We start from the raw sequence: 21445 nt of genomic DNA on the forward strand, positions 1-21445 counted from the left end.
ACTTCACCCTGTCTATTGGCAGGGTGATTTTCTTTTCTTTATTTTCTTGCCTTCTTTCTTTTTCCTTATCCAATAAACATTCCATGACGAACTCATCCAAATCTTTACTTGATGCCTTTATGGATTGGTATTTAGTTGAGATGCCAAAAATCGATTCTCCTGCTTTGTTATTTCATTCCTATATTCAATACTTACAAACTTTAGGTTTAGAAATTATTCGAGGCAATATGGGGACAAGGACCTTACACCCTCAAGTGGAAACTCTCGCTTACCTTTGGGCCCCAAATGACCAAAAGAAAACGTTTGATATACAAGTGGATACTTTATTCCATTCTAGCAAATTTTATGAATTTCCAAACTCGTTTGTTCGCGTCACCAAATTTCGGTTAGGTTCAATACAGTCATCACAATTCACTGCAAGTCCTATTCAATATGTTTTAACTTCAAAGAAAACTTTCTATTATCCATTTGAGGCAGGTTATACAGGGCCTTATCCATATCCGATATTGGAAGAACTCGCTCCATCTGGTGCCACTGGTTACTTTGCTGTACCTGTGATCCAAAAAGGCAATAGTTATGCTTTTTTGAGTTTGTTAACCAAAAAACCATTTGGATTTGATGCGACCGAATTAGATTTTTTAACCAAAACATTAAACCTAATTGCACTCAAGTGGTGGACTTTCATCCAATCCGAACTCACGGAATCCTTGTTGAGTATTTATTTAGGAAAACGTACTGGTTCTACGGTATATTCTGGAAAAATTTATTTAGGAGAGTTGGACAATATCCAATCAGTGATTTGGTTTTCTGACATTAGAAATTATTCAGGTATCAGTGAAAAACTTTCACCTAAAGAAGTGATACAGTTGTTAAATGACTATTTTGGGATTGCGATTCCAAAGATTGAAGCTTACGGCGGAGAAGTATTAAAACTTTTAGGAGATGGAATTCTTGCTGTCTTTCCCTTCCAGAAACATAACAAACGAGTGGTTGGAAAAAAAGTTTTACTTGCGATTCGTAAATTAGGAGATGAACTTCATAAATTAAACCAAAAGAGGGAATCTGAAGGGAAAATTTCCATCCATCATGGCGTTGGTCTGCATTCCGGAGAAATATTATATGGAAATATAGGGTCTTTGGATCGACTGGATTTTACAGTGATTGGGGAAGCTGTGAATTTAACCAGTAGGATTGCTGGAATGTGTGGAGAATTAGGAAAAGCTGTACTTGCTTCCGAAGATTTGGCTCACCAAATCCCCGTTCGTTGGGAAGAGTTGGGAGAACACAAACTGAAAGGAATCAGTTCCCCTAAAAAAATATACGCTATTTCAGAAAAAAAATAAGATCGGTTCGATCAATTCGGTGGCAAGCTCAACTTGAGCCAATACGAGTCTTACGAATTTCAAATTTTCGTAAGACCCTTACTTTACAATTGACTTAAGTTTCTATCAAAATAACAAATTCGCTTCCAAAAATTTTTTTATCGCACAATTACCCATTTTCCACCGATTCGACTCAGATAAATAGGGATGGCAGCTCCTTTTTTTGAAGTGATCACAGGTTCTCCTTTGGGATCTGTAATTTCAAGGATCTGATTGTTACAAATTAACTTAAATTTGATTTTGATTGGGTTGAATTTCCATGTGGAACCAATTGCCTTTGTCATCCCTTGTATGGATTTCAATTCATCCACTTCGTTATAAGGGTAGTATCGGACTTCGGATGTGTCTTTTGCACGAAAGGCAGTGGCAGAAAGTATTTTTTTATGATCCTTTGTGTTGAGTACTTTTGTGAAGTCTTTTAAAAAGTCAATGGCAGAGGTTTCTAATTCCTGATTCAAAGTAAGTGATTCTGCTTGTTTCCATAATTCACTTGGGGGAAAAAATGGAGGATCAAAGGAAATTTCTTTCCATTCTCCTAAATTGGTTTGGTTTGTCTCATTCCATTCGTAGTGATGGAGTAAAACTCCTTCGTCTGGGAACTGGCCTTTCTGTCCTAAAATCAATTTCACTTCAGCTTCTTTTGGAAAATCAGATTTGTTTTTGTCTTTTTTGTTGGTTTTCCGTTCTGATAATCGGACCTTCAGTTTGTTTGTCCCAGGGATGATCCAATAGTTGATGTCTGCTTGGCCAGAAGAGTCATCATTGGAATGGCCACTGCGAACCGAATAACCATTCACATCAATTTCTAAATTTAGAGAGTAGTTTTTATAGGTGATGATAAAATAACCTTCTTTAGGTGGACCAGGAGGGACCGGTTTTTCTTCCGAAACGATTGGGTGTATGAGAAAAAAAGAAAAGAAAAGTAGAAGGAAAAACGGTTTCATTTGTATTTCTCCAAGATTTGGTAAAGGAGAATTCAATCGTAAAATTCTAGATTTGTCCATTGAAAAAAATGAATTAAAAATGGATTCGGATTCAGGATTGGAGTTTGTTTTTCGTTTATGGTAGAAATTTTTTTCCGTTTCGATCAAAGAAAAAATTGGTTTGGCAGACTGTGCAGTGGAACCTTCCGTACTTTTTGGCCGGAATCGGATGGTTACAAGATGGACAAAGTACCGTTTTGTTTTGGAAAGTGGTTAACCTAAGTTTATGTTCGAGTTTGTCTAAAAATTGGTGTCTGACTAGAACGGTTGCGATCACCACACCACTGAGAAAGGTGACAACTTGTCCCGCATAAGTTGTTTTGACATTCGAATGGAGCTCCACAAGGTAAAGGTAGGTTTGGACAACAATCCAAATGCTCAAACTAACAAAGATAGGAACTTCACGGATCACTAATTTTTCAAAGACCATTGTAATTTTTACATTGGGAAAAAATACATAATACATTCCTAACATTCCTGATACAACTCCAGATGTCCCCACAACGGGAGTGATGGAATTCATGTGAAAGAGGTAATAGGTTAAATTGGCAAGAATTCCAAAAAAGAAAAACAAAAAGAAAAAATGGAGGTGTCCGACAACATCTTCGACATTGTCGGCAAACATATAAAGGTAAATTGCATTGGTCGTCCACTCAACAAAGGATGTATTAAACAAAAAAGACGCAAGTAAACTGATCCCAAATTCTTGTTTGGGAGTGAATGCATAGGCACCAATCGAATCAAATGAAAGAGTACATAAAGTGAGTAAAATCAAACAAATGGTTACGATTGGGAATCGAGACTTTTGATTGGCTTTTTCAAAGACAAACATCTTAAATTGGGGACTCTGGACCAAATGTAATTGTTAGGTGAAAATTTGCCAATCAAGTTTCTTTGGAATGAAAAATTGTTTGTGATGATCATTCTCGAGATCCCACTTATATAAAAAGAATATTGGGATGAATCTATCGATTGAAGTTTATTTTGGTAGTCGCGTTAAAGGGTGTAGACCCTAATAAAATGGAAAATTGAGTTTACCATTTAAATTCTTAGAACTTTTTGATTTCCCTCAAATGCAGATAATTCAAAATGATTTTAGTCAAATTTTGTTTTGTTTTGGCTTTATTCTTCTTGTCTACAGAAGTTAGCAACCAAAGACCCTGATTGATCATTCCCACCATGATGTAAGCCTCCTCAAAACTAGGTAAATTTTCTATGTATTTTTCTTTCACCATTCGTTCTAGAAAATCTTGAATTGGTTTTTTGATATAGTGTTCTTCTAAGGAAATCATTTCTTCTTTCGTCAGAACACTATAGCTATCACGTATCCAAATTTGAACAAAATCAGAATCATCAGCTAAGTCCCATAGATTTGGAATTGATTTTTTGAAGGCGTTCCAACTCATATTCTCCCATTTCCTCGAAGCAGATTCATTGATCATGCGACAGACTTCAAAAAAAATCTGCCGTTTGTTTGTGAAATGATGGTACAAGGCACCTTTGGTGATTTGGAGTTCACTTATGATTCCTTCAACGGAAGTTTCTGCGAATCCTTTTTTTCCAAACATTTTTTTTGCAACGTTTAGGATCGTACTTTTAGTTTCTTGCCCTTTGAGGATTTTTTGACTCATTGCTTTCATATCGATTCACTAAAAAATACAAACCAATGTAAGATTTCTAGTGAATCAAACCTTTACTACTTTTCGGCCACTTCTTTTAATTTTGCAAGACATGTTTCAAAATCCTTTCCTAACATAGAATCCAAAAACAACCCAAATATCCTACCAATCGGGTAATCTAAGTTTCCTTCATTATGCCATATAACGATGGTTTTGGTTCCATCCGGTTTTAACTCAAATTTTGAAGTTGCAACCATAGGTTGTGGCTCTTCAAATACAAGATTCATTTTTACGAATACATTTGATTCTGCTGAGTCAATTGTCATTGAACCTTTTCCGTTGATTGGTCCATTCCATTCTTGTTTGTGTCCAGGTTTACCAGGTTCACCTGTCACAGATACTTTTTGGTTTGGATCAAGACTTGCCCATACTGACCATTTATCCCACTCGGCAAAGTTTTGGAGTAGGGGATATACTTTGTTTGGGGCAGCGTTCACAGTGATTGATCTTTCGACGTGATACTGTGCTGGCAATAAAGCTGACACGATTAACAAAAGAATTAAAAAGCTAACAAAACCTAATAGAATTTTTTTTATCATACATTACCTCTTGTCTTTGCTAAATTTCTTTTAACTCTATTGGGAGTGCAAACATTAAATGAAATATATTGACAAAATCATTTTGAATGATTTAAAACATACCATCGGTCGGTATGCAATCATTTGGGTTTTATAAAATTTTAGGAGGTATTCGTACTTATCGTTTGGTTTAGAAATACAAATAGAAAAAGAAGGTAATTCCAAGTAAAATGCCATACAACCATTCGTCTCGTTTGCGAAACAAAGTAAATAAGGGTTGGTTAGGTAATCTTTTTTGGTAGGTATGATAACAGGAAAACAATAGAAATATAAGGAAACCAATCACAGCGAAACTGAGTTTGTTTGCTGGAAATTGAACCCTAATATAGATTAGTGTTAAAAACAAAAAAATCAAAATAAAAACCAAAAGCAGGTTTCGAAAACTGGAAGGTTTTATCATCCCAAACCAAATGGATTGGTTTTGGGTTTGTGCATCGGTTTCACTTTCTTCATTTCGTTTCCGGTATTCGATGAAAGCAGCAGTCAGAAGTGTTATGAGTGCAAAATGAAAGATCAAAAATACCCTGTGTAAAAAATTTAATTCTTCACCAAATGTGAGTTTAATGAAGTTTGGGCTAAATTGTGAATAAAAATAGGGTGAGAAAAGGGAAAGGATTGGAGTGAGTAAAATGGTCCCACAGATCATCCGAGTGTTGATGCGAACATTAAAAATTCCTAACAAAAAAACAACAAGTAGGGCGGGTGTGAAGTGAGAACTTTGGTTTGATAGTTCAATGAAAAAGTTTTTCTTTGAGTTGGGATCAATGAGTAAAATGGCAAAGGCAGTCACGATTAAAGAAAATACAATCAGGAAAATCCTTCCAGATTTCATTTCCATTTCGTCGGAAAGTGGTTTTCCTTTTTTTCCCAAGAATGGTTTATAAAAATCAATGGTGAATAAAGTCGCGGCAGAGTGTAACATGGAGTCAATGCTTGAAAAAATGGCTCCAAGTAAACCAGCTAGGATCACTCCAATCAAACCATATCCTACAGGAACAACAAGGACGACTAACTTGGAAAAGGCTTCATCGGGAGCAATGTTTGCCGTTTCTCCGAGGGATGACCAAATTTGGTATGCAGCAACACCCGTAAGGATAGAGAAAAAAGGAACTGTCAGTTTGAGTAATCCACCAACTAAAATGCCAAAACGTGCCTCTCTTAGTGATTTTCCACCTAATGTACGCTGCACGACATATTGGTTTGTGTTCCAATAAAAAGTGTGTAATAAAAAAAGTCCGCTAAGTGCGCCCGTCCAAGGAAGGGTAGGGTGGTTTGGTGGCAGGTAAAAATTCATTTTACTAAGACCATCCAACCGATTTTCTTCCTTTGCGAAGAGTTCTACAAGGCCACCAACTTCTGGTCTTGTGATGGAGAGGTAAGCAAGCACGAGTCCCGATGCCAATATCAAAAATGTTTGGATCACATCAGTATAAACTACCGATTTTAACCCACCAAACCAAGTGTAGATGGTGGAAGTAAAAGCAATCCAAATTACTAGTTCTGCATAAGAGAGTGTAAGTCCTAAATTTTGTAAAAAAGGTAAAAAACTGCGAGCACCAATGTACAAGGCACCAGTGAGTTGGATGGTGATGAGGATGAGAGATATAGCGGAATAAATCCTTCCTGTTTGTTTTCCAAATTTTTCCTGTAAAAATTGAGAAAGGGTAAAAAACTTTTTCCGTCGGAATAGTGGCAAAAAAACAAAAGCCAATAATACAATGGCAGGGATGGATCCAAATTCATAATGGCTCTGTGCAAAACCCACAGAAAATCCAATGCCAAGCATCCCGACAAGGTGGTTAGCGGAAATATTGGTTCCAAATAAAGAGCCAGCAATCCCCCACCAGGGAAGGCTACGTCCACCGAGGAAATAATCTTTTGAAGATGATTCCTTTCGGCCCGCATACATTCCAATTCCCAAAACGAGGAGGAAGGTGAAGCCAAAAAAAAGCATATCTATCGTTGTGATCATGGAATGGAAGGAATGGAAACGTCAGACTAGTTTCTTTCTAAAAATAATGCAAGTCTTAGATTTTTTGAAATCCCTCTTGTCGTAACTAGGCATCCTTTGTTCCATTGGCAACAATGAATCCTATCCCAAAAGCACCCATCATTCGATCCGAAGACAACTCTGTAGAAGTTGCCTGGTTTTGTGACCTTTGCAATGGAGATTATGAATTTTTAGGAGTTCCTGATGGGAACTTACGTTCCAGCTTTGAACATTGCTCCGACATCATCCGAACCGCTGATGAATTGGGGTATCAAAATATACTTTTACCTTCCTCCTACCAAACTGGACAAGATACCCTCACTTTTGCTGCTGCAGCTTCCCAATTCACAAAACAAATTTCTCTCCTAACGGCGATTCGGTGTGGGGAAATCCATCCACCCATGCTTGCAAGGACTCTTTCCACATTGGATCATATGCTTAAGGGAAGGTTGAATATCAATATCATATCATCTGATTTGCCTGGCACAGTGAAAGATAGCAAAACAAGATATGAAATTTCAAAAGAAGTCATCCAAATTTTGCAACAAGGTTGGACGAAAGACCATATCAAATTCGAAGGAAAACATTACCAATTTGATTTAACCTCAGATCCGGTAAAGTCATACCAAGAGAATGGAGGCCCATTATTGTATTTCGGTGGGATTTCTCCGGATGCAAGAGCTCTTTGTGCAGAGTTCTGTGATGTATTCCTTATGTGGCCGGAAACTGAAGAACGTTTAGCAGATACAATGAAAGACTTAAGCGAACGTGCCGCAACATTTGGAAGGAAAATTGATTTTGGGTTAAGAATCCATTTGATTGTCAGGGATACAGAAAACGAAGCAAAAGAAGCCGCAAAACGTCTGTTATCAAAAATAGATATGGATAGGGCAAACGATATCAAACACCGGGCACTTGATTCAAATTCAGCAGGCGTTTTGCGACAAGATGAACTTAGAAAACAAGCAAACTCAGATCTTTTTATTGAACCAATGATTTGGTCGGGGATCGGACTTGCTCGTTCTGGATGTGGTTCTGCCATCGTTGGGACCCCAGAGCAAGTGTATGATAAAATCCAAAGGTACATCCAAATGGGAATTCGAGCATTTATCTTCTCTGGTTATCCTCTCATCGAAGAATCAAAGTTGTTTGCAAAAAAAGTGTTACCTCAAATCAAAACTGTGAACTTTGCAGAAGCACAAGGTAGGAAACCAAAAGGAATTCCCATTACCCCACTCACTATAGGAGAAAGAAAATAATGGTACCTCAAATTGAATTTCCAAAACACAATTTTTCAATTTCAAGGTTGGTATATGGCATTTGGAGACTTCATGAAGATCCACTTGGGGCAACAGTTGAAAGGATTTATGAGAAAATTCAAACTTGTTTAAACTTTGGAATCGATACCTTCGATCATGCAGATATCTATGGAGATTTTGAAAACGAAGAAAGATTTGGAAGAGTATTAGAAAAACACCCTTCACTCAAATCAAAAATCAAAATCATCACAAAATGTGGGATCCAAGTGCCAGGTTCCAAATTTCCCACCAAACATTACAATACATCCAAAGAACACATTCGGTATTCAGTGGAACGATCCTTACACAAATTAAAAGTAGATGTTTTGGATGTAGTACTGATCCACAGACCAGATCCGCTCATGGATCCTTATGAGATGAGTGAAGTATTTGATGCCATAATCAAAGAAGGTAAGGTGAAACATTTTGGAGTTTCTAATTTTACAACGACCCAATTCCAAATGTTACAATCCGTATACGATCGTCCACTTATTACAAACCAAGTAGAGTTTAGTTTGTTTTGCACAGAACCTCTGTTTGATGGCACATTTGACCAAGCAATTCAATTTGGATTCCATCCCATGGTTTGGTCTCCGACTGCAGGTGGAAGGATCTTTTCACCAAAAACTGATACTGAAACCCAAACCCTTCAGAAATTACAGGTTTTTGCCAAAGAGAAAGGGTGTAGTGCCGATCAAATCCTTTATTCATGGTTTTTGAATCATCCTGCTGGACTCATTCCCGTACTGGGAACGAATGATTTGAAACGAATCCAATCTGCAGCAGAATGTTTTTCGTACCCTCTTACGCGAGTAGAATGGTTTACGTTATTGGAAGTGGCAAGAGGAAGGGAAGTGGCGTAATGAATTCGTTAAGCAATTAAACGAATTGGAAAAGATACTAGCCGTTATATTGAATAAAAATCTCATATAGCAGAGTTAGGTTCTCGCCTCTACTGCGGATTCTGGTGGTATGGACAGGAGGGGTAGTTTTTATGCTTTCTGAATTGGCTCCCAACCATTATTTTTCCGGTCATTCGCTTACTCGGGATTTGGCCGACGATTTGCATTCCTGTTTTTCCCGTAAACCTTCAGCAGAGGTTTGGGAAGAAACCGTGGAGACCATTGCGAGAATTCCTGAGATCATTGCTACTTGGATCTTGGAATACAAGCAAGAGTCACAAAACTTTCGTTTGTTGGCAATTCATAGCCAATCCAATATAGAAATTCCAATAGTGATCTCAAAATATTCTTTACCTTGCCATCATGTTGTTGATTCCAATATGATCTTTGAAATGAATTTGTTAGGGCAAAATTCTTTTTTCCAATCATTAGGTGGGTTTACTTTGGATGAATCACGAGCAATGTACTTGGGTTATCCGATTCGTTCAGATATTGGAACTGTGATCGGTGTGATTGGTATGGTTGTGGATGATAAGTTTAAACATAAATATAAAAATTTAAAATTGATTGATGTCATTGCAGACCAGCTCAGCCAAGAATTAATTCGTTTTAAAAACGAAAATCTAATTTCTGAAACCTTAAATACCGCTTCGTTTGTAAAACATTCTTTGGCAGAACTGTTTCGACTTCTTTCTACTCAATCCATTGATTTAATGGTGGTATGCCGAAATTATTTACAAACAGGATTGAATCTCTTTGGTTTACCCTTAGGATTAATTGCATCTAAAGTAGGCGAACATTGGGAATACAGTCTCGTGGAAGGGAATATCCATGGGATATTTGAAGGACAAAGATTTTCGAATGAAGAAGCTAAATTTTTTATACCGAATGTGCCTAGTTCTGCTAGGATCTTAAATCAGAAATCAGAGATATCTGAACATAACGTGAGAGACCATTTAATCAATCTCAATGTTTCTTGTCTGATGGAATTCCCACTTAAAGTACATAATCAAACCATCGGTATTTTGGGTTTTTATGGTTTTCGTGATCAAAAAATTGAATCCATCGAATTGTTCCAACGAGTATTTGAATTAATGGGAATCGGCCTTGCTAACACAATCGAAAAACATAACATTGATTTACTTTCCAAAATAGTTTTTTTGGAAAAAGAATATCCAATTCATTAAATTTTGATTTAGGATCAGTTTTTTTACTAAAAAAATCAGATGAATGCTGGTTATTTAGTATTTACGTTGAACATTTGTCAGTTTATAAATTGCTTCTTCTTCTGAATTTAGAAAAAAAGCATCTTTACCTGAGTTCATTTCGTAAATAAAATCCTTTAGACTTTTACTGGAATAAATCGAGAAATCACCTATGATTGCGAGTTTCATTTGGTAGTTGATAATTTTACGTATTTCCATTGGTGACAAACTGTCCTTTTCTAAGCAGATTTGTAGTTAGCTTCGTATTGAATCTTGTTTTGGCCTTTGATCCATTTATGGCCCAATCCTAAACGGAATCTTTGGACTGTCTGAATGTAAATCTAAAACCTACCACTGAATGAAATTTCTATTCTTTCGACTTTAAAATTAAGATTGACATTTTTCAATAAATAGCCAAATAGTTATATAACCAGTTAGTTATGCAAACACTTGACGCCACTTTTTCTGCTCTTGCTGATCCTACTAGAAGGGCCATTTTAATGCACCTCGCAAAAAAAGATCATACGGTGATGGAATTAACCAAACCATTTCGAATGAGCCAACCTGCCATTTCGAAACACTTAAAAGTTTTGGAAGAGGCTGGACTCATTATAACGACGAAACGAGCCCAGGAGCGCCTGCGTCGTTTGCAAACCGCACCTTTGAAAGAGGCAGTGGATTGGATGGAGAAATACCGATTGATGTGGGAGACTCGATACAAGGCCCTTGACGGGCTTCTTTTAGAATTACAAAAAATACAAACGAAGAAAGGGAAGAAAAAATGAAACCTAAAAAAAATGAAGTGAAAATGGAGAGAAGAGGGGATACAGAAGTTGTGTTCACACGATACTTCTATGCACCAAGACAATTGGTGTTTGATTGCCACACCAAACCGGAGTTAATGCGCCAATGGCTCATTGGACCTGAAGGTATGGTTCTCGATACATGTGAACAAGACTTAAGAGTGGGTGGTAAATACTTATACCTATACGCAGATCAAAATGGAAACAAATCAGGAGTGTACGGAACCTTTCGTGAAGTCCTAGCTCCTGAGAAGTTAGCAAATTCAGAAAATTATATTCTAGATATGTCAACTTTTGATCCAGATGCACCGGAAGATCCTAATTCAACTTTCGAATCACGTACATTTACCACAGAAGGGAAACGGACACTTATGACACATCTTTGCCGTTATGCGTCACCAGAGGTTTGTCAGATGATGGTCGAAACGGGTGCAGCGGATGGAATGGCAGAATGTTATTTGGAATTGGATCAATTGATAGAAAAAATTGGATAAGGAAAGGTAAGGAAAGGAGAGTCGAAGTGAATAGGAAACCTTTGAAGAAACTTTCGTTGGTAACTTCTTCTCTTTTTTATCCATTCACTTCTATTTGATCATTTATTTTCCATCACTGTTTTTAATTCTTTAGAATCAAACATGTCCACAGGAGAAATCACTGGCTCTGAATAAGGAATTTTGTTCCCATATCTTTTTTTCATCAGTCTTTGTACCGGTTTGGAGCTAAGATCAAACTCCTTAAGAGTTTTTAATTCTCCAAGTTTTAAGCCTGTGAATTTTTCATAGAGTTTCCAAACAAGCTCCGTACAATAGATTCGATTTTCCGACCATTCAAAATACAAATCATAATGTTTTCCAAGCAATGTATTGCCGTACTCTTTCATCTGATGGATGATTTCTGGTTTCAGGATTTGATTTGCATGGTGGATCCGTTTGATCACATAATGTTTGTTTGTGCCTCTTTTGATAAAGGAATCTAAATCTGTTATTTTGACCGGTTCAATTGCTTCCAAAACTTTGAATTCATTTCCATATTTGAAAATGATACCAACATGGGTGTATCTGGACTTAGTTGCCAATTTGATCGCTGTGGCTTGTTCTGATTTCGATTCATGGAAGATGATATCACCCTCTTGTAATTTGGATGTTTCAATTGACTTTCCTGAAATGGAAAGAGTCGTGATGCAGAAGAGTAGAATCGGTAGAATGTATGACTTCATCATTGGTTAGACCTACACATTGGATGATTTCCAAGGATCATGGTGAATTGATTGCAGAATCGGTGCAGTATAGATTCAAAATCAATTGGTAAAAAACTTGGGCTGAAACATCCAAAATGGTCAATCTTTCGGGTGTCGATCCAATCACCCAGATTCGTTTGATTTTTCCTATGACTCCCTTTGTCCCATCCTACCAACGAATTTCTTTTTTGTCTCGGAAGAACTTCCCTGTGGGTCCATTTTCTGGTAAGGTAGCTGCCCACACGATGGTTTCTGCTCCCTTTTCAACAGGCCTCGTTGCATTGGCTCCACCCATATCCGTTTTCACCCACCCAGGGCAAACAGAATTGATTTTAATGTTTTTCCCAACACCTTCAGCGCTTGCAAGATTGGTAAGTGCATTGATTGCCGTTTTGGAGATACGGTAAGCAGGGTATCCACCTCCCATTTCAGAAAGTTGGCCCATACCAGAACTAACATTAACAATACGACCAAAATTGTTTTGGACCATCATGGGTAAAAAAACCTGAATCAACCGGAAAGGGCCAAACACATTGACAAGCAGAGTTCTATGTAGGTCTTCCGATGTGGTTTCAAAAAAAGAGCCTGGGTCAGTGAAGATCCCAGCATTATTCACAAGGATATCCAATCGACCAAAACTTCCTGTGATCATATCCAAAACTTCGTTGATACTTTGTTCTTTGGAGACATCAAGTGGAACGATTTCTCCTTTGCCGACAGCAGTCACCTGTTTCAAAGTATCTTGTGCATCGGCCTCATTCCGTGATCCAATCAAAACATAGATCCCTTGTTTGGCGAGATCGATGGAAACCTGTTTCCCAATCCCTCTGTTTGCACCAGTTACCAGTGCAATTTTTTCTTTTATTTGGTTCATGGGAAACTCCTCTTTAAGTTTTTAAAACGGATGGGATTGGTTTTCATACCAACCTATCTCGTTAGAATTTATTTTGACTTTAAAAGTTCTTTTAACCAAGAATCAATTTGAGCTTCGATAAATACTTTATCAGTAATCACCCATTTTGACATCAGAACATGCATTCCATTTTCCACTGCGACTTTTTTATTGAGAGGGTTTGGTGATTTTTCCAGTCCGAAGTTGGCATATCCTTCTAACATTTTAGGAACACTGGCAGTTGGATCTTGTTCCTTTTCATTTTTATAATAGTACAATAGCAGAGCGGGTGACGTGACTTTGCGAAATACTTCTGGTACAGCGGCGTAATTTTTTAAATCATTCACACCAACGAGTGCGGCAAAGTATTGTTCAGGATACCAATAATTATTTCGTTCCGGCAACACTTTTGGATTGTTATGAACAGACGCTCTCACTTTTCCCTTGAGTAAATGGATGAGTGTGAGTCCTCCTGGATAGTTGAGTATATTTAAACTCCCATCAACAGGTGCATAAAAAGGATTCGCGAGCACGAGTCCATCTACTTCTTCGGGGTATTCGGAAGCAAGCCAAGTCGCAAGTAATCCTCCCATGGAACTTCCAAACACAACCACACGATCTCCTTGTGATTGCATCATGTACAATGCTTCCCTGGATGCATCTAAGTAGTTGTTAAAATTCTGGTCTCTTTGGTCTTCTTTGTTTGTTCCATGACCTGGCAGACGAAGTAAGTAAGTATTGGCTTTATATTTTTTAGCCAATTTTTCCATCACCTCCTCTCCTTCAGCGCGGGAGGCACCATATCCATGGATGTATAAAAACGCTAAGGGAGTTTTTTTCCCAAAACTGATATAACGTTCTTCGTTTCCAGGTCTGTGGTTTTTGCGTTTGCTTTCTTGTAATTTTTCTTGGAAGTAAACTTCGAAGTTCGCATAACTCAAGTTTGCCTTCGGTTGGTAATTAGGCCTTCCTGCGCAAGAAACGAGGACAAAGGTGAATGTGAAAAGAAAGACAGTTGTGATCTGTCGGAGGTTGTGGAATAAAGAACACGATTTAGCCATACAAATGGAAAATTTTACAGTGTTTTTGCTTTCTTGTAAAGAGAGAAAAACCCTTGGCACAGGAAGGGTCGTACGAAAAAAGGTAGTAAATACCCCATTCTCAGAAGGAACATCCCGGAATGTATAGCCAATTCACAGAGCAACAACTTGAAATCAGAGATTTAGTTCGTAACTTCGTCAAAAAAGAAATCCCGCATGAAGTAGCCTTGCACTGGGATGAAAAAAACCAACACCCAACAGAACTCGTAAACAAAATGCGAACTGAACTTGGAATCAACGGTCTTGTGATTCCTGAAGAATACGGTGGATGGGGACTCGGCGCGATTGAGCAGTGTTTAGCCATCGAGGAATTGTCTCGTGGTTGCCTTGGAATCGCTCTTGGCTTTGCTTACACTGGTCTTGGGATCCTTCCCATCTTAAAAGGTGCCACACACGAACAAAAATTGAAATGGCTTCCTGAAATTGCGGACGGTAAGTTCGGAGTTTCTTTCTGTTTGTCTGAGCCAGGTGCTGGTTCTGACGTTCCTGGTATGACCACTCGCGCTGAGAAAAAAGGCGACAAATGGATCATCAACGGTGCAAAACAATGGATCACTGGTGCATCTGACGCCCAAGCTTTTACTGTATTTGCTTATACTGATAAAAATCGTGGAACACGTGGAGTTTCTTGTTTCTACGTTCCACGTAACGCAAAAGGTCTTACTGTTGGTAAAAAAGAAGACAAACTCGGAATTAGAGCATCTTCTACTCACCAAGTGATCTTCGAAGATTGTGAAGTGGGTGAAGACGCACTTGTAGGAAAAGAAAACCTCGGTTTCGTTTACGCTCTCCAAACTTTGAATGCTTCTCGTCCGTTCGTAGCGGTTATGGGAGTGGGTGTGGCACAAGCAGCACTTGACCATGCAGCTCGTTACGCACGTGAGAGAGAACAGTTCGGTGTTAAAATCGGAACATTCCAAGCAGTACAACACATGTTAGCTGATATGTCCATCAAAGTAGAAACTGCAAGAGAAATCACTTACAAAGCAGCTCGTCTTTCTGATGCAAATGATCCTAACCTTCCAAAATACTCAGCAATTGCAAAAGCATACGCTTCTGAATGTGCGGTTCAGTGTGCCACTGATGCCGTTCAAATTTTTGGTGGTTACGGATACACAAAAGAGTATCCTGTTGAAAAGTTAATGAGAGATTCAAAAATCCTCACAATTTTCGAAGGAACCACTCAAATCCAAAAGAACGAAATTGCAGCTTATGTAATCAAAGAAGCAGCTTCGAAAAAAGACTAAAATTAGTAATCACTAGTTTTAGGAAGGAAGCCTCCAGAGATGGGGGCTTTTTTTTTGGGGTGGTACACGATGGATATTGGTATCCCCACCCTGATTGGGTGGGGTGTGACCACCCGCCACCCAATGGCTTCCTCCTATCACATCCGAGAAATTCCAACCATCCAAAAATTGAATTTGCAAATTTATTTTTAAATAAGTTCATGTTTCCCTACAGATGGACCAAAATTTTCACATCCAATTGGTGACGGAAGCAAATGCCCACACCCAACAATGTCTCGATTCACTCTGGGAAGAAATCCAAACACGATATGAATTCCAAGCTCCAAACCCAATGGTTTTCTCCGATTTTTTACCTCCTAATGGAAAGTTTTTCATCGCGATCGATCACAAAACAAATGATGTTTTAGGTTCAGTCGCCTATTCAAAGTTTAGTGAATTGCAATGCGAACTAGATGCTGTGTTTGTGTTTCCTAAGTATCGTAAGAATAAAGTCGCCACCGCATTGTTAGTCGCTCTAGAAAACCAGGCTGGTAAGGATGGTTATTCTTCAATGATCCTCCGAGCAGGAAACCCACAACCAGAAGCATTACAACTTTACAAAAACTTTGGATTCAAAGAAATCCCGACATTTGGAAAATGGGTTTCAGATCCCACAGCCGTTTGTTTCGAGAAAAAAATACACTGATGATACCTTAGGCTGCCCGGGCGGGCTCACTCCGGGGTGCGCGTTCGCTCCCGTCCATTGTGCGTTGCCACCCACAATGGACTAAACCCTACGGATCCCTGGCAGGTGTTCCTTTTTATATATGAATTTTTTTTCCGAATTCCTTCTTCGTTCTCTCTCTGGATAAAAAAAAAGGCTGACTTGCATTTCCTTCTCTGAGAGACTCTAAGTCCCGTTTTGGTCAGGAAAAGACATTGAATCCCCCTTCTAAAAAACCAAACCCAACTGCTTCACAAAGCGAACTAAATTACCAACGTATCCTTCGTGAAATGGAATCTTTGGGAAAACTGGGCCATTGGGAAATCAATTTAGCCAATGCAACTGTCCATTGGTCGAAAGGTGTGTATGACATCCTGGAGATGGAACCAAATGATTTGCCCGTATCTCTTGAGTTAGGTTATCATTCGGTTCACCCAGAAGACCGTAATAAAGCCAAACAACATATGGAAGATGTTTTGGCAAAAGGGATCCCTTATAATTTGGAATGCCGTCTTGTGACTGCAAATGGAGGTATCAAATACATCCATAGCCGAGCAGAAGTAATCCGCGATGAACATGGGATTCCCACAGATATCGTAGGAATTTTCCAAGACATCACGGAAAAAACAGAATCCATTCTCCATCTCAAACAACAAGAAATCAGGTTGAGTTCCATTCTGCAATCAGAGCCTGAGTGTGTGAAGGTAGTCTCACCCGATGGATTCCTCATTGAGATGAACCCGGCAGGTCTCAGTATGATCGAAGCGGATTGTCCAGAAGAAGCGATTGGCCAAAAAGTAGAATCGTTAATTGAACCTGCCGACCTTAAGTTTTACCAAACCATCCATGAAAATGCTCTTAAAGGCATTAAGTCAAGTGCTCGGTTTCGTATCATCGGGATGAAGGGAACACAACGTTGGATGGAAAGTACGGCCGTCCCTCTCACTGACCAAACTGGAAATATTGTTTCTGTCCTCAGTTTGACGAGAGACATTTCGGAAAAAGTCGCAAATGAAGAAAAACTCATTCGGATCAAACGAAACCAAGAAGCTTTGATCAATGGAACGTCTGATTTGATATGGTCAATTGATACTAATTTTTGTTTGGTGGCTGCAAATAAATCTTTTTTGGATGTCCTTAGTTATTTGTTACAAGTTCCAGCAAAAGAAGGTGATAATGTCCTCGTTAAAACAGCAGGTGAGGAATTTTATTTTAAATGGAAGGAATACTATGAAAGAGGACTTTCCGGTGAAACATTCACAAGTTATGAAAATTTTATAAGTCCAATCACAAATGAAGAAGAACACAGAGAAGTTTACTTCAAACCCATTCGGAATGTAGACGATAAAATCACTGGCCTTGCTTGTTTTTCAAAAGACATCTCCACCCTTATGAAAAAAAGTAAGGAACTTTTGTTAAACGAAAAAAGGTTCCGAGCACTTGTCGAAAATGGAACTGATGTCATTATGATACTAAGTCCAAGAGGCCAGGGAAAATATGTATCGCCGTCTATCACAAAAGTAATGGGTTACACAGAGGAGGAAGCCATCCAACTCAACCTATTTGATGTGATCCACCCCGATGATACTCCTAAAATAAAAAAAAGATTATTTGAAGTATTGGCACTCCCCCTCGGTGCTTCTTTACAAAGTGAAACCTTCCGTGCCAAACATAAGGATGGATCTTGGAGGATTGTGGAGTCCACACTCACCAATATGTTGTCTGACGAAACCATTGGAGGCATCGTCGACAATTTTCACGATGTGACCGAAAGAGAAACACAAATGGATGCCATCCAAATACAAAACCAAAAATTAAAAAACATTGCCTGGACCCAATCCCATGTGGTAAGAAGCCCTCTTGCAAGGATTATGGGGATCATCGAACTCATTCGTACACGAAGTTTGACAAAAGAGGAAGAAGAAAAGAGTTTGGGTTATCTTTTGGATTCAGCAAATGAATTGGATGATGTCATTGGAGACATTGTCAGAAAATCACAAGAAGTGATCCCACCAGAATTTAATTCAAAACCATAACGATTTTCACTTGCCACAAACATTGTTTTGGTTCTAATTCTTTCACCATGGTTCTATCGACATTCCTTTCCGACTCGTTCCTATCCCTCGTGTCCCTTTTTGTGGCGTATCAGTTTTTAGGTAAATCCGCGATTCCCTCTCGGTCAGCTTTTTATGGATTTTCCATCATCGGGATTTCTGCTGGTCTTGGAGCGATTCACTTTTTAGGAATCAATACTCTCGATTCCATTTATCGTTTCTTCGTGGGACTTTCAGGATGTTTGGGTGTTCCTTTGCTTGGGGTTTCGTTTTTTCATTTTACCTTTCGTTCTGTTTCCACGAAAACCTTTTACCTTTTGGTTGCACTCCTCTTTGCCTTGTATCTCGTATTTGGATACTTGCAACCACTGCCAATTTACTCGACAGTAGTTGGTGGAATTGCCATGGCGATCGTCCTTGTCAGTTCCATCATTCGGTTTCCGAAACATGGGAATGCTGCCATCATGGGAATCGTTGGTGCTGTTTTATTCATCTTGGCTGGACTTGTCATCGGCACAAAAGGTTCGAGAGGTCCATTTCTGAACGTCGATATCTTTCATGTCTTACTTGCGATTGCAAATTATTGCCTAGGACAAGGAATTCGGAAATTAAGCTAGAACTAAAATCAAGTTTTTTGTACATTATCTCTGAAACGATATGGCAACATCTCCTTCAGAATCAACATTAGAAAAAATTTTAAAAATACAAACTGAGTTAACATCTGCTAACCCAGAAGTGCCACTTTTACTCGATCTCATCACCACAAGATCAAAAGAACTTGTGGGAGGTGATGGTGCTGTATTTGAGTTGGTTGAAGGAGAAGATTTGGTGTACCGAGCAGCAAGTGGAACTGCTGAAAACCAAATTGGATTACGGTTAAAAGTAACCGGCAGTTTTTCTGGTTTAAGTCTGCAAACCAAAGAAATTTTATATTGCATTGATTCAGAAGAAGACAATCGAGTCAATCGAGAGGCTTGTCGAATTGTTGGTTTACGATCCATGATCGTTGTACCTTTGTACTTCGACTCAGAGGTGTTAGGTGTATTGAAGGTCTTAAGTGTAAAACCTTCGGGTTTTGCTGATAGTGATATTTCCGCACTCGATATGTTGTCAGGAACAATGGCAGCCATCTTACACAATGCATACCGCTGGGCAGAAAGAGAAAAACGACTGCAATCCATGTCATACCTTGCAAGCCACGACACACTCACCGGAATTTACAATCGATCAGCATTTTATGATTATCTGCGACGTGGAATTGCCAAGTTAGAATCAAATACCATTTCTCTTTCAGTTGCCATGTTTGACTTAGATGGATTAAAACAAGTCAATGATACGTTTGGCCATGCAGCAGGTGATTTTTACATCGCTCAATTTGCGAAACGACTCTCTAATTTGATACAAGATCATGATGTCTTTGCAAGATTAGGTGGTGATGAGTTTGGTTTGATATTGATGAATCCAGAACCAAAAGAGTCTGTAACATCATTTTTGACAAGTATTGCAAAACTTGTGGAAGGTGAAGTTCTTTATGAATCCAAACCATTACTCATCAAAACAAGTTATGGGATATCTCATTATCCTGAAGATGGTAGAGATTTGGAAACTCTTGTTGCGAAAGCCGACGAAAGGATGTACGAAAACAAACGGGAACGAAAAAAGAACCAATCCAATTAAGGTTCACCTCTTTTTTCGGAATTTCCATACACAATCTTTCTGAGATTTGTCATCGTCATACCAACAGATTCATTTGGTTTTGTCTAACCATTACCAATGCATCCTAACTCAAACTTATTTTCACCAATTGTTCTCCCCAATGGAATCTCTTTACCCAATCGTTTGGTCAAAGCCGCGATGGAGGAAAACCTTTCCAATGAAAATTTAGAACCAGATCTCTCCCTTTGGAATTTATACGAAGTTTGGGCAAAAGGAGGTGTGGGAACTCTCATCACCGGCAATGTGATGGTAGACCACCGTGCGATGACGGGACCTGGTGGAGTAGTGTTAGAAGAAGGAACTTCTCTCACTGGATTTAAAACTTGGGCCAATACGGCAAAGTCAAATGGCGCTAAGATCATCATGCAAATCAATCACCCAGGCAGACAAATCTTAGCAAAGTTAGGTGGAAATGTATGGGCTCCATCAGCAGTATCAGTTGATCTTGGAAACCTTTCCAAACTTTTGGGAAAACCAAAAGCGATGGAAGAATCCGAAATTCTTGAAACCATACAACGTTTCGTTACCACAGCTAAGCTTGCAGAAATGTCTGGATTTGATGGAGTCGAAATCCATGCCGCTCACGGGTATTTGATTAGCCAATTCCTATCTCCGCTTGTGAACCAAAGGACAGACAGATGGGGAGGTAGTTTAGAAAACCGATCTAGGTTTTTAGTGGAAGTGATCCAGTCAGTTCGTAAAGCTGTCAGTCCAAATTTTATTGTCGCTGTCAAAATGAATTCCAGTGACTTCCAAAAAGGTGGTTTTCAATTTGAAGATGCCATCGAAGTGATAAAAAAAGTACAAACGTTAGGTGTTGATTTTATCGAAATATCGGGAGGAAATTATGAAGCACCTGCCATGCAAGGAGTTGCAAGAGATGGTTCAACTTTGGCAAGAGAGGCATACTTCTTAGACTTTGCGCGGCAAATCACAAAACTGGCAACTGTTCCCATTATGGTAACAGGAGGGATTTCCAGAAAACAAATCGCTGAAACCGTAATCGAATCAGGTGTATCACTTGTTGGAGTCGCCACAGCACTTGCACTGAATCCCAATTTGCCAAACGATTGGAAAGAAAAGAGAGATCCAATTTCGAAATTACCACTCCCGCAATGGAAATCCAAACCACTTGTTGGCCTTGCCAACATGGCCATGGTGCGTTACCAATTACAAAGACTTGCGATAAAGAAATCTCCAACGGTGGATATTTACCCTTGGTTTCGGTTGCTCGCTGATCAATTGCGTTTGTCTCGTTTAACAAAACGGTATCGAAGTTGGATGGAAAAATCTAAACATTGATTCCATTTGGTTTCGTAAATCGATTTTTGCTGGGAATTGGAAACAAATTGTCTGTATGAGTTGCGATAGGTAAGCCATATCCACTTGGCCTCCTTACGCAACTGTCAGCTTATTTTATCAGTTTTTGGTAATACCGATCCTTAATCGTTAATGCCAGTTTCACAAGTAGGATTAGGGCTGGTACTTCGATGAGTGGACCGATGACACCAACAAATGCAGCGGTGAGTTTTACTGCCACTGGCAATAACTTTGAATTGGCGATTGCGGTATCCATTGGAGTATTTGGAATTGGAAGTGGTGCTGCATTTGTTGGTGTCATCGGTCCACTCATCGAAGTACCAGCCCTAATCCTACTTGTGAAACTGGCATTAACG

Annotated in this window: 21 protein-coding genes and 1 pseudogene; 13 read left to right on the forward strand and 9 right to left on the reverse strand. The window is 38.9% G+C overall.

Annotated elements, in window-relative coordinates; translation table 11 throughout:
- Nucleotides 1-83 precede the first annotated feature (83 nt).
- Complete coding sequence (locus EHQ62_RS18405; RefSeq protein ID WP_135645559.1) at nucleotides 84-1343, forward strand: adenylate/guanylate cyclase domain-containing protein; 1260 nt, start codon at nucleotides 84-86, stop codon at nucleotides 1341-1343.
- Nucleotides 1344-1480: 137 nt separating this feature from the next.
- Here the strand turns inward: EHQ62_RS18405 and EHQ62_RS18410 are convergent, their stop codons facing one another.
- The 5 genes from EHQ62_RS18410 to EHQ62_RS18430 all read right to left on the reverse strand — a co-directional run bounded on the left by EHQ62_RS18410 (nucleotide 1481) and on the right by EHQ62_RS18430 (nucleotide 6594).
- Nucleotides 1481-2332, reverse strand: a complete 852-nt coding sequence (locus EHQ62_RS18410) for a hypothetical protein (protein ID WP_425269553.1) — start codon at nucleotides 2330-2332, stop codon at nucleotides 1481-1483.
- Between the two features lie 109 nt (nucleotides 2333-2441).
- The gene (locus EHQ62_RS18415) at nucleotides 2442-3197 is read right to left on the reverse strand and encodes a rhomboid family intramembrane serine protease (protein ID WP_135645563.1); all 756 of its coding nucleotides are present in this window, start codon (nucleotides 3195-3197) and stop codon (nucleotides 2442-2444) included.
- Between the two features lie 217 nt (nucleotides 3198-3414).
- Nucleotides 3415-3996 carry a TetR/AcrR family transcriptional regulator gene (locus EHQ62_RS18420; protein WP_167482905.1) on the reverse strand — a complete coding sequence of 194 codons (582 nt, stop codon included), beginning with the start codon at nucleotides 3994-3996 and terminating at the stop codon, nucleotides 3415-3417.
- Between the two features lie 65 nt (nucleotides 3997-4061).
- On the reverse strand, nucleotides 4062-4583 hold the full coding sequence (locus EHQ62_RS18425) for an SRPBCC family protein (protein ID WP_135645567.1): 522 nt from the start codon (nucleotides 4581-4583) through the stop codon (nucleotides 4062-4064).
- A 169-nt stretch (nucleotides 4584-4752) separates the two neighbouring features.
- Entirely contained in the window at nucleotides 4753-6594 is a 1842-nt protein-coding gene (locus EHQ62_RS18430; protein WP_135645569.1) for an SLC5 family protein, read from the reverse strand.
- Nucleotides 6595-6707: 113 nt separating this feature from the next.
- Between EHQ62_RS18430 and EHQ62_RS18435 the strand changes: the two genes are divergently transcribed.
- The 3 genes from EHQ62_RS18435 (at nucleotide 6708) to EHQ62_RS18445 (ending at nucleotide 9999) form a co-directional block, all read left to right on the forward strand.
- Complete coding sequence (locus EHQ62_RS18435) at nucleotides 6708-7871, forward strand: LLM class flavin-dependent oxidoreductase (RefSeq protein ID WP_135645571.1); 1164 nt, start codon at nucleotides 6708-6710, stop codon at nucleotides 7869-7871.
- The gene (locus EHQ62_RS18440; RefSeq protein ID WP_208720729.1) at nucleotides 7871-8773 is read left to right on the forward strand and encodes an aldo/keto reductase; all 903 of its coding nucleotides are present in this window, start codon (nucleotides 7871-7873) and stop codon (nucleotides 8771-8773) included. Before EHQ62_RS18435 ends, EHQ62_RS18440 begins: the two co-directional genes overlap by 1 nt.
- 131 nt (nucleotides 8774-8904) lie before the next feature.
- Nucleotides 8905-9999 (forward strand): hypothetical protein, encoded by a 1095-nt coding sequence (locus EHQ62_RS18445; protein WP_135645575.1) that lies wholly within the window; start codon nucleotides 8905-8907, stop codon nucleotides 9997-9999.
- Between the two features lie 54 nt (nucleotides 10000-10053).
- On the opposite strand, the gene EHQ62_RS18450 is transcribed toward EHQ62_RS18445, so the two are convergent.
- Entirely contained in the window at nucleotides 10054-10236 is a 183-nt protein-coding gene (locus tag EHQ62_RS18450) for a DUF4180 domain-containing protein (RefSeq protein ID WP_135645577.1), read from the reverse strand.
- A gap of 221 nt (nucleotides 10237-10457) precedes the next feature.
- On the opposite strand from EHQ62_RS18450, the gene EHQ62_RS18455 reads away from it, so the two are divergent.
- A complete protein-coding gene (locus tag EHQ62_RS18455) occupies nucleotides 10458-10802 on the forward strand; it encodes an ArsR/SmtB family transcription factor (protein ID WP_135645579.1) in 345 nt (114 codons plus the stop codon).
- Nucleotides 10799-11314: an SRPBCC family protein gene (locus tag EHQ62_RS18460; protein WP_135645581.1), complete on the forward strand. Its 516-nt coding sequence runs from the start codon at nucleotides 10799-10801 to the stop codon at nucleotides 11312-11314. The genes EHQ62_RS18455 and EHQ62_RS18460 overlap by 4 nt, the downstream gene beginning before the upstream one ends.
- A gap of 98 nt (nucleotides 11315-11412) precedes the next feature.
- On the opposite strand, the gene EHQ62_RS18465 is transcribed toward EHQ62_RS18460, so the two are convergent.
- The 3 genes from EHQ62_RS18465 to EHQ62_RS18475 all read right to left on the reverse strand — a co-directional run bounded on the left by EHQ62_RS18465 (nucleotide 11413) and on the right by EHQ62_RS18475 (nucleotide 14070).
- On the reverse strand, nucleotides 11413-12036 hold the full coding sequence (locus tag EHQ62_RS18465; RefSeq protein ID WP_135645607.1) for a YiiX family permuted papain-like enzyme: 624 nt from the start codon (nucleotides 12034-12036) through the stop codon (nucleotides 11413-11415).
- Between the two features lie 190 nt (nucleotides 12037-12226).
- Nucleotides 12227-12931: an SDR family NAD(P)-dependent oxidoreductase gene (locus EHQ62_RS18470; protein WP_135645583.1), complete on the reverse strand. Its 705-nt coding sequence runs from the start codon at nucleotides 12929-12931 to the stop codon at nucleotides 12227-12229.
- Nucleotides 12932-12999: 68 nt separating this feature from the next.
- Nucleotides 13000-14070 carry an alpha/beta hydrolase gene (locus EHQ62_RS18475; RefSeq protein ID WP_135645585.1) on the reverse strand — a complete coding sequence of 357 codons (1071 nt, stop codon included), beginning with the start codon at nucleotides 14068-14070 and terminating at the stop codon, nucleotides 13000-13002.
- Nucleotides 14071-14129: 59 nt separating this feature from the next.
- Between EHQ62_RS18475 and EHQ62_RS18480 the strand changes: the two genes are divergently transcribed.
- The 7 genes and pseudogenes from EHQ62_RS18480 to EHQ62_RS18515 all read left to right on the forward strand — a co-directional run.
- Entirely contained in the window at nucleotides 14130-15296 is a 1167-nt protein-coding gene (locus EHQ62_RS18480; protein ID WP_135632652.1) for an acyl-CoA dehydrogenase family protein, read from the forward strand.
- 214 nt (nucleotides 15297-15510) lie between these two features.
- Nucleotides 15511-15981, forward strand: coding sequence for a GNAT family N-acetyltransferase (locus EHQ62_RS18485; protein ID WP_135645587.1), 471 nt, complete (start codon nucleotides 15511-15513; stop codon nucleotides 15979-15981).
- 233 nt (nucleotides 15982-16214) lie between these two features.
- On the forward strand, nucleotides 16215-18035 hold the full coding sequence (locus EHQ62_RS18490; RefSeq protein WP_135645589.1) for a PAS domain S-box protein: 1821 nt from the start codon (nucleotides 16215-16217) through the stop codon (nucleotides 18033-18035).
- A 47-nt stretch (nucleotides 18036-18082) separates the two neighbouring features.
- Complete coding sequence (locus EHQ62_RS18495) at nucleotides 18083-18670, forward strand: DUF6962 family protein (RefSeq protein WP_135645591.1); 588 nt, start codon at nucleotides 18083-18085, stop codon at nucleotides 18668-18670.
- Nucleotides 18671-18710: 40 nt separating this feature from the next.
- A complete protein-coding gene (locus EHQ62_RS18500) occupies nucleotides 18711-19730 on the forward strand; it encodes a sensor domain-containing diguanylate cyclase (protein ID WP_135645593.1) in 1020 nt (339 codons plus the stop codon).
- Nucleotides 19731-19826: 96 nt separating this feature from the next.
- Complete coding sequence (locus EHQ62_RS18505; RefSeq protein ID WP_135645595.1) at nucleotides 19827-21071, forward strand: NADH:flavin oxidoreductase/NADH oxidase family protein; 1245 nt, start codon at nucleotides 19827-19829, stop codon at nucleotides 21069-21071.
- 212 nt (nucleotides 21072-21283) lie between these two features.
- Nucleotides 21284-21445 (forward strand): annotated as a pseudogene (locus EHQ62_RS18515) (arsenical-resistance protein); the annotation flags it as partial.

The organism is Leptospira jelokensis, from assembly GCF_004769635.1.
Taxonomy (GTDB): domain Bacteria; phylum Spirochaetota; class Leptospiria; order Leptospirales; family Leptospiraceae; genus Leptospira_A; species Leptospira_A jelokensis.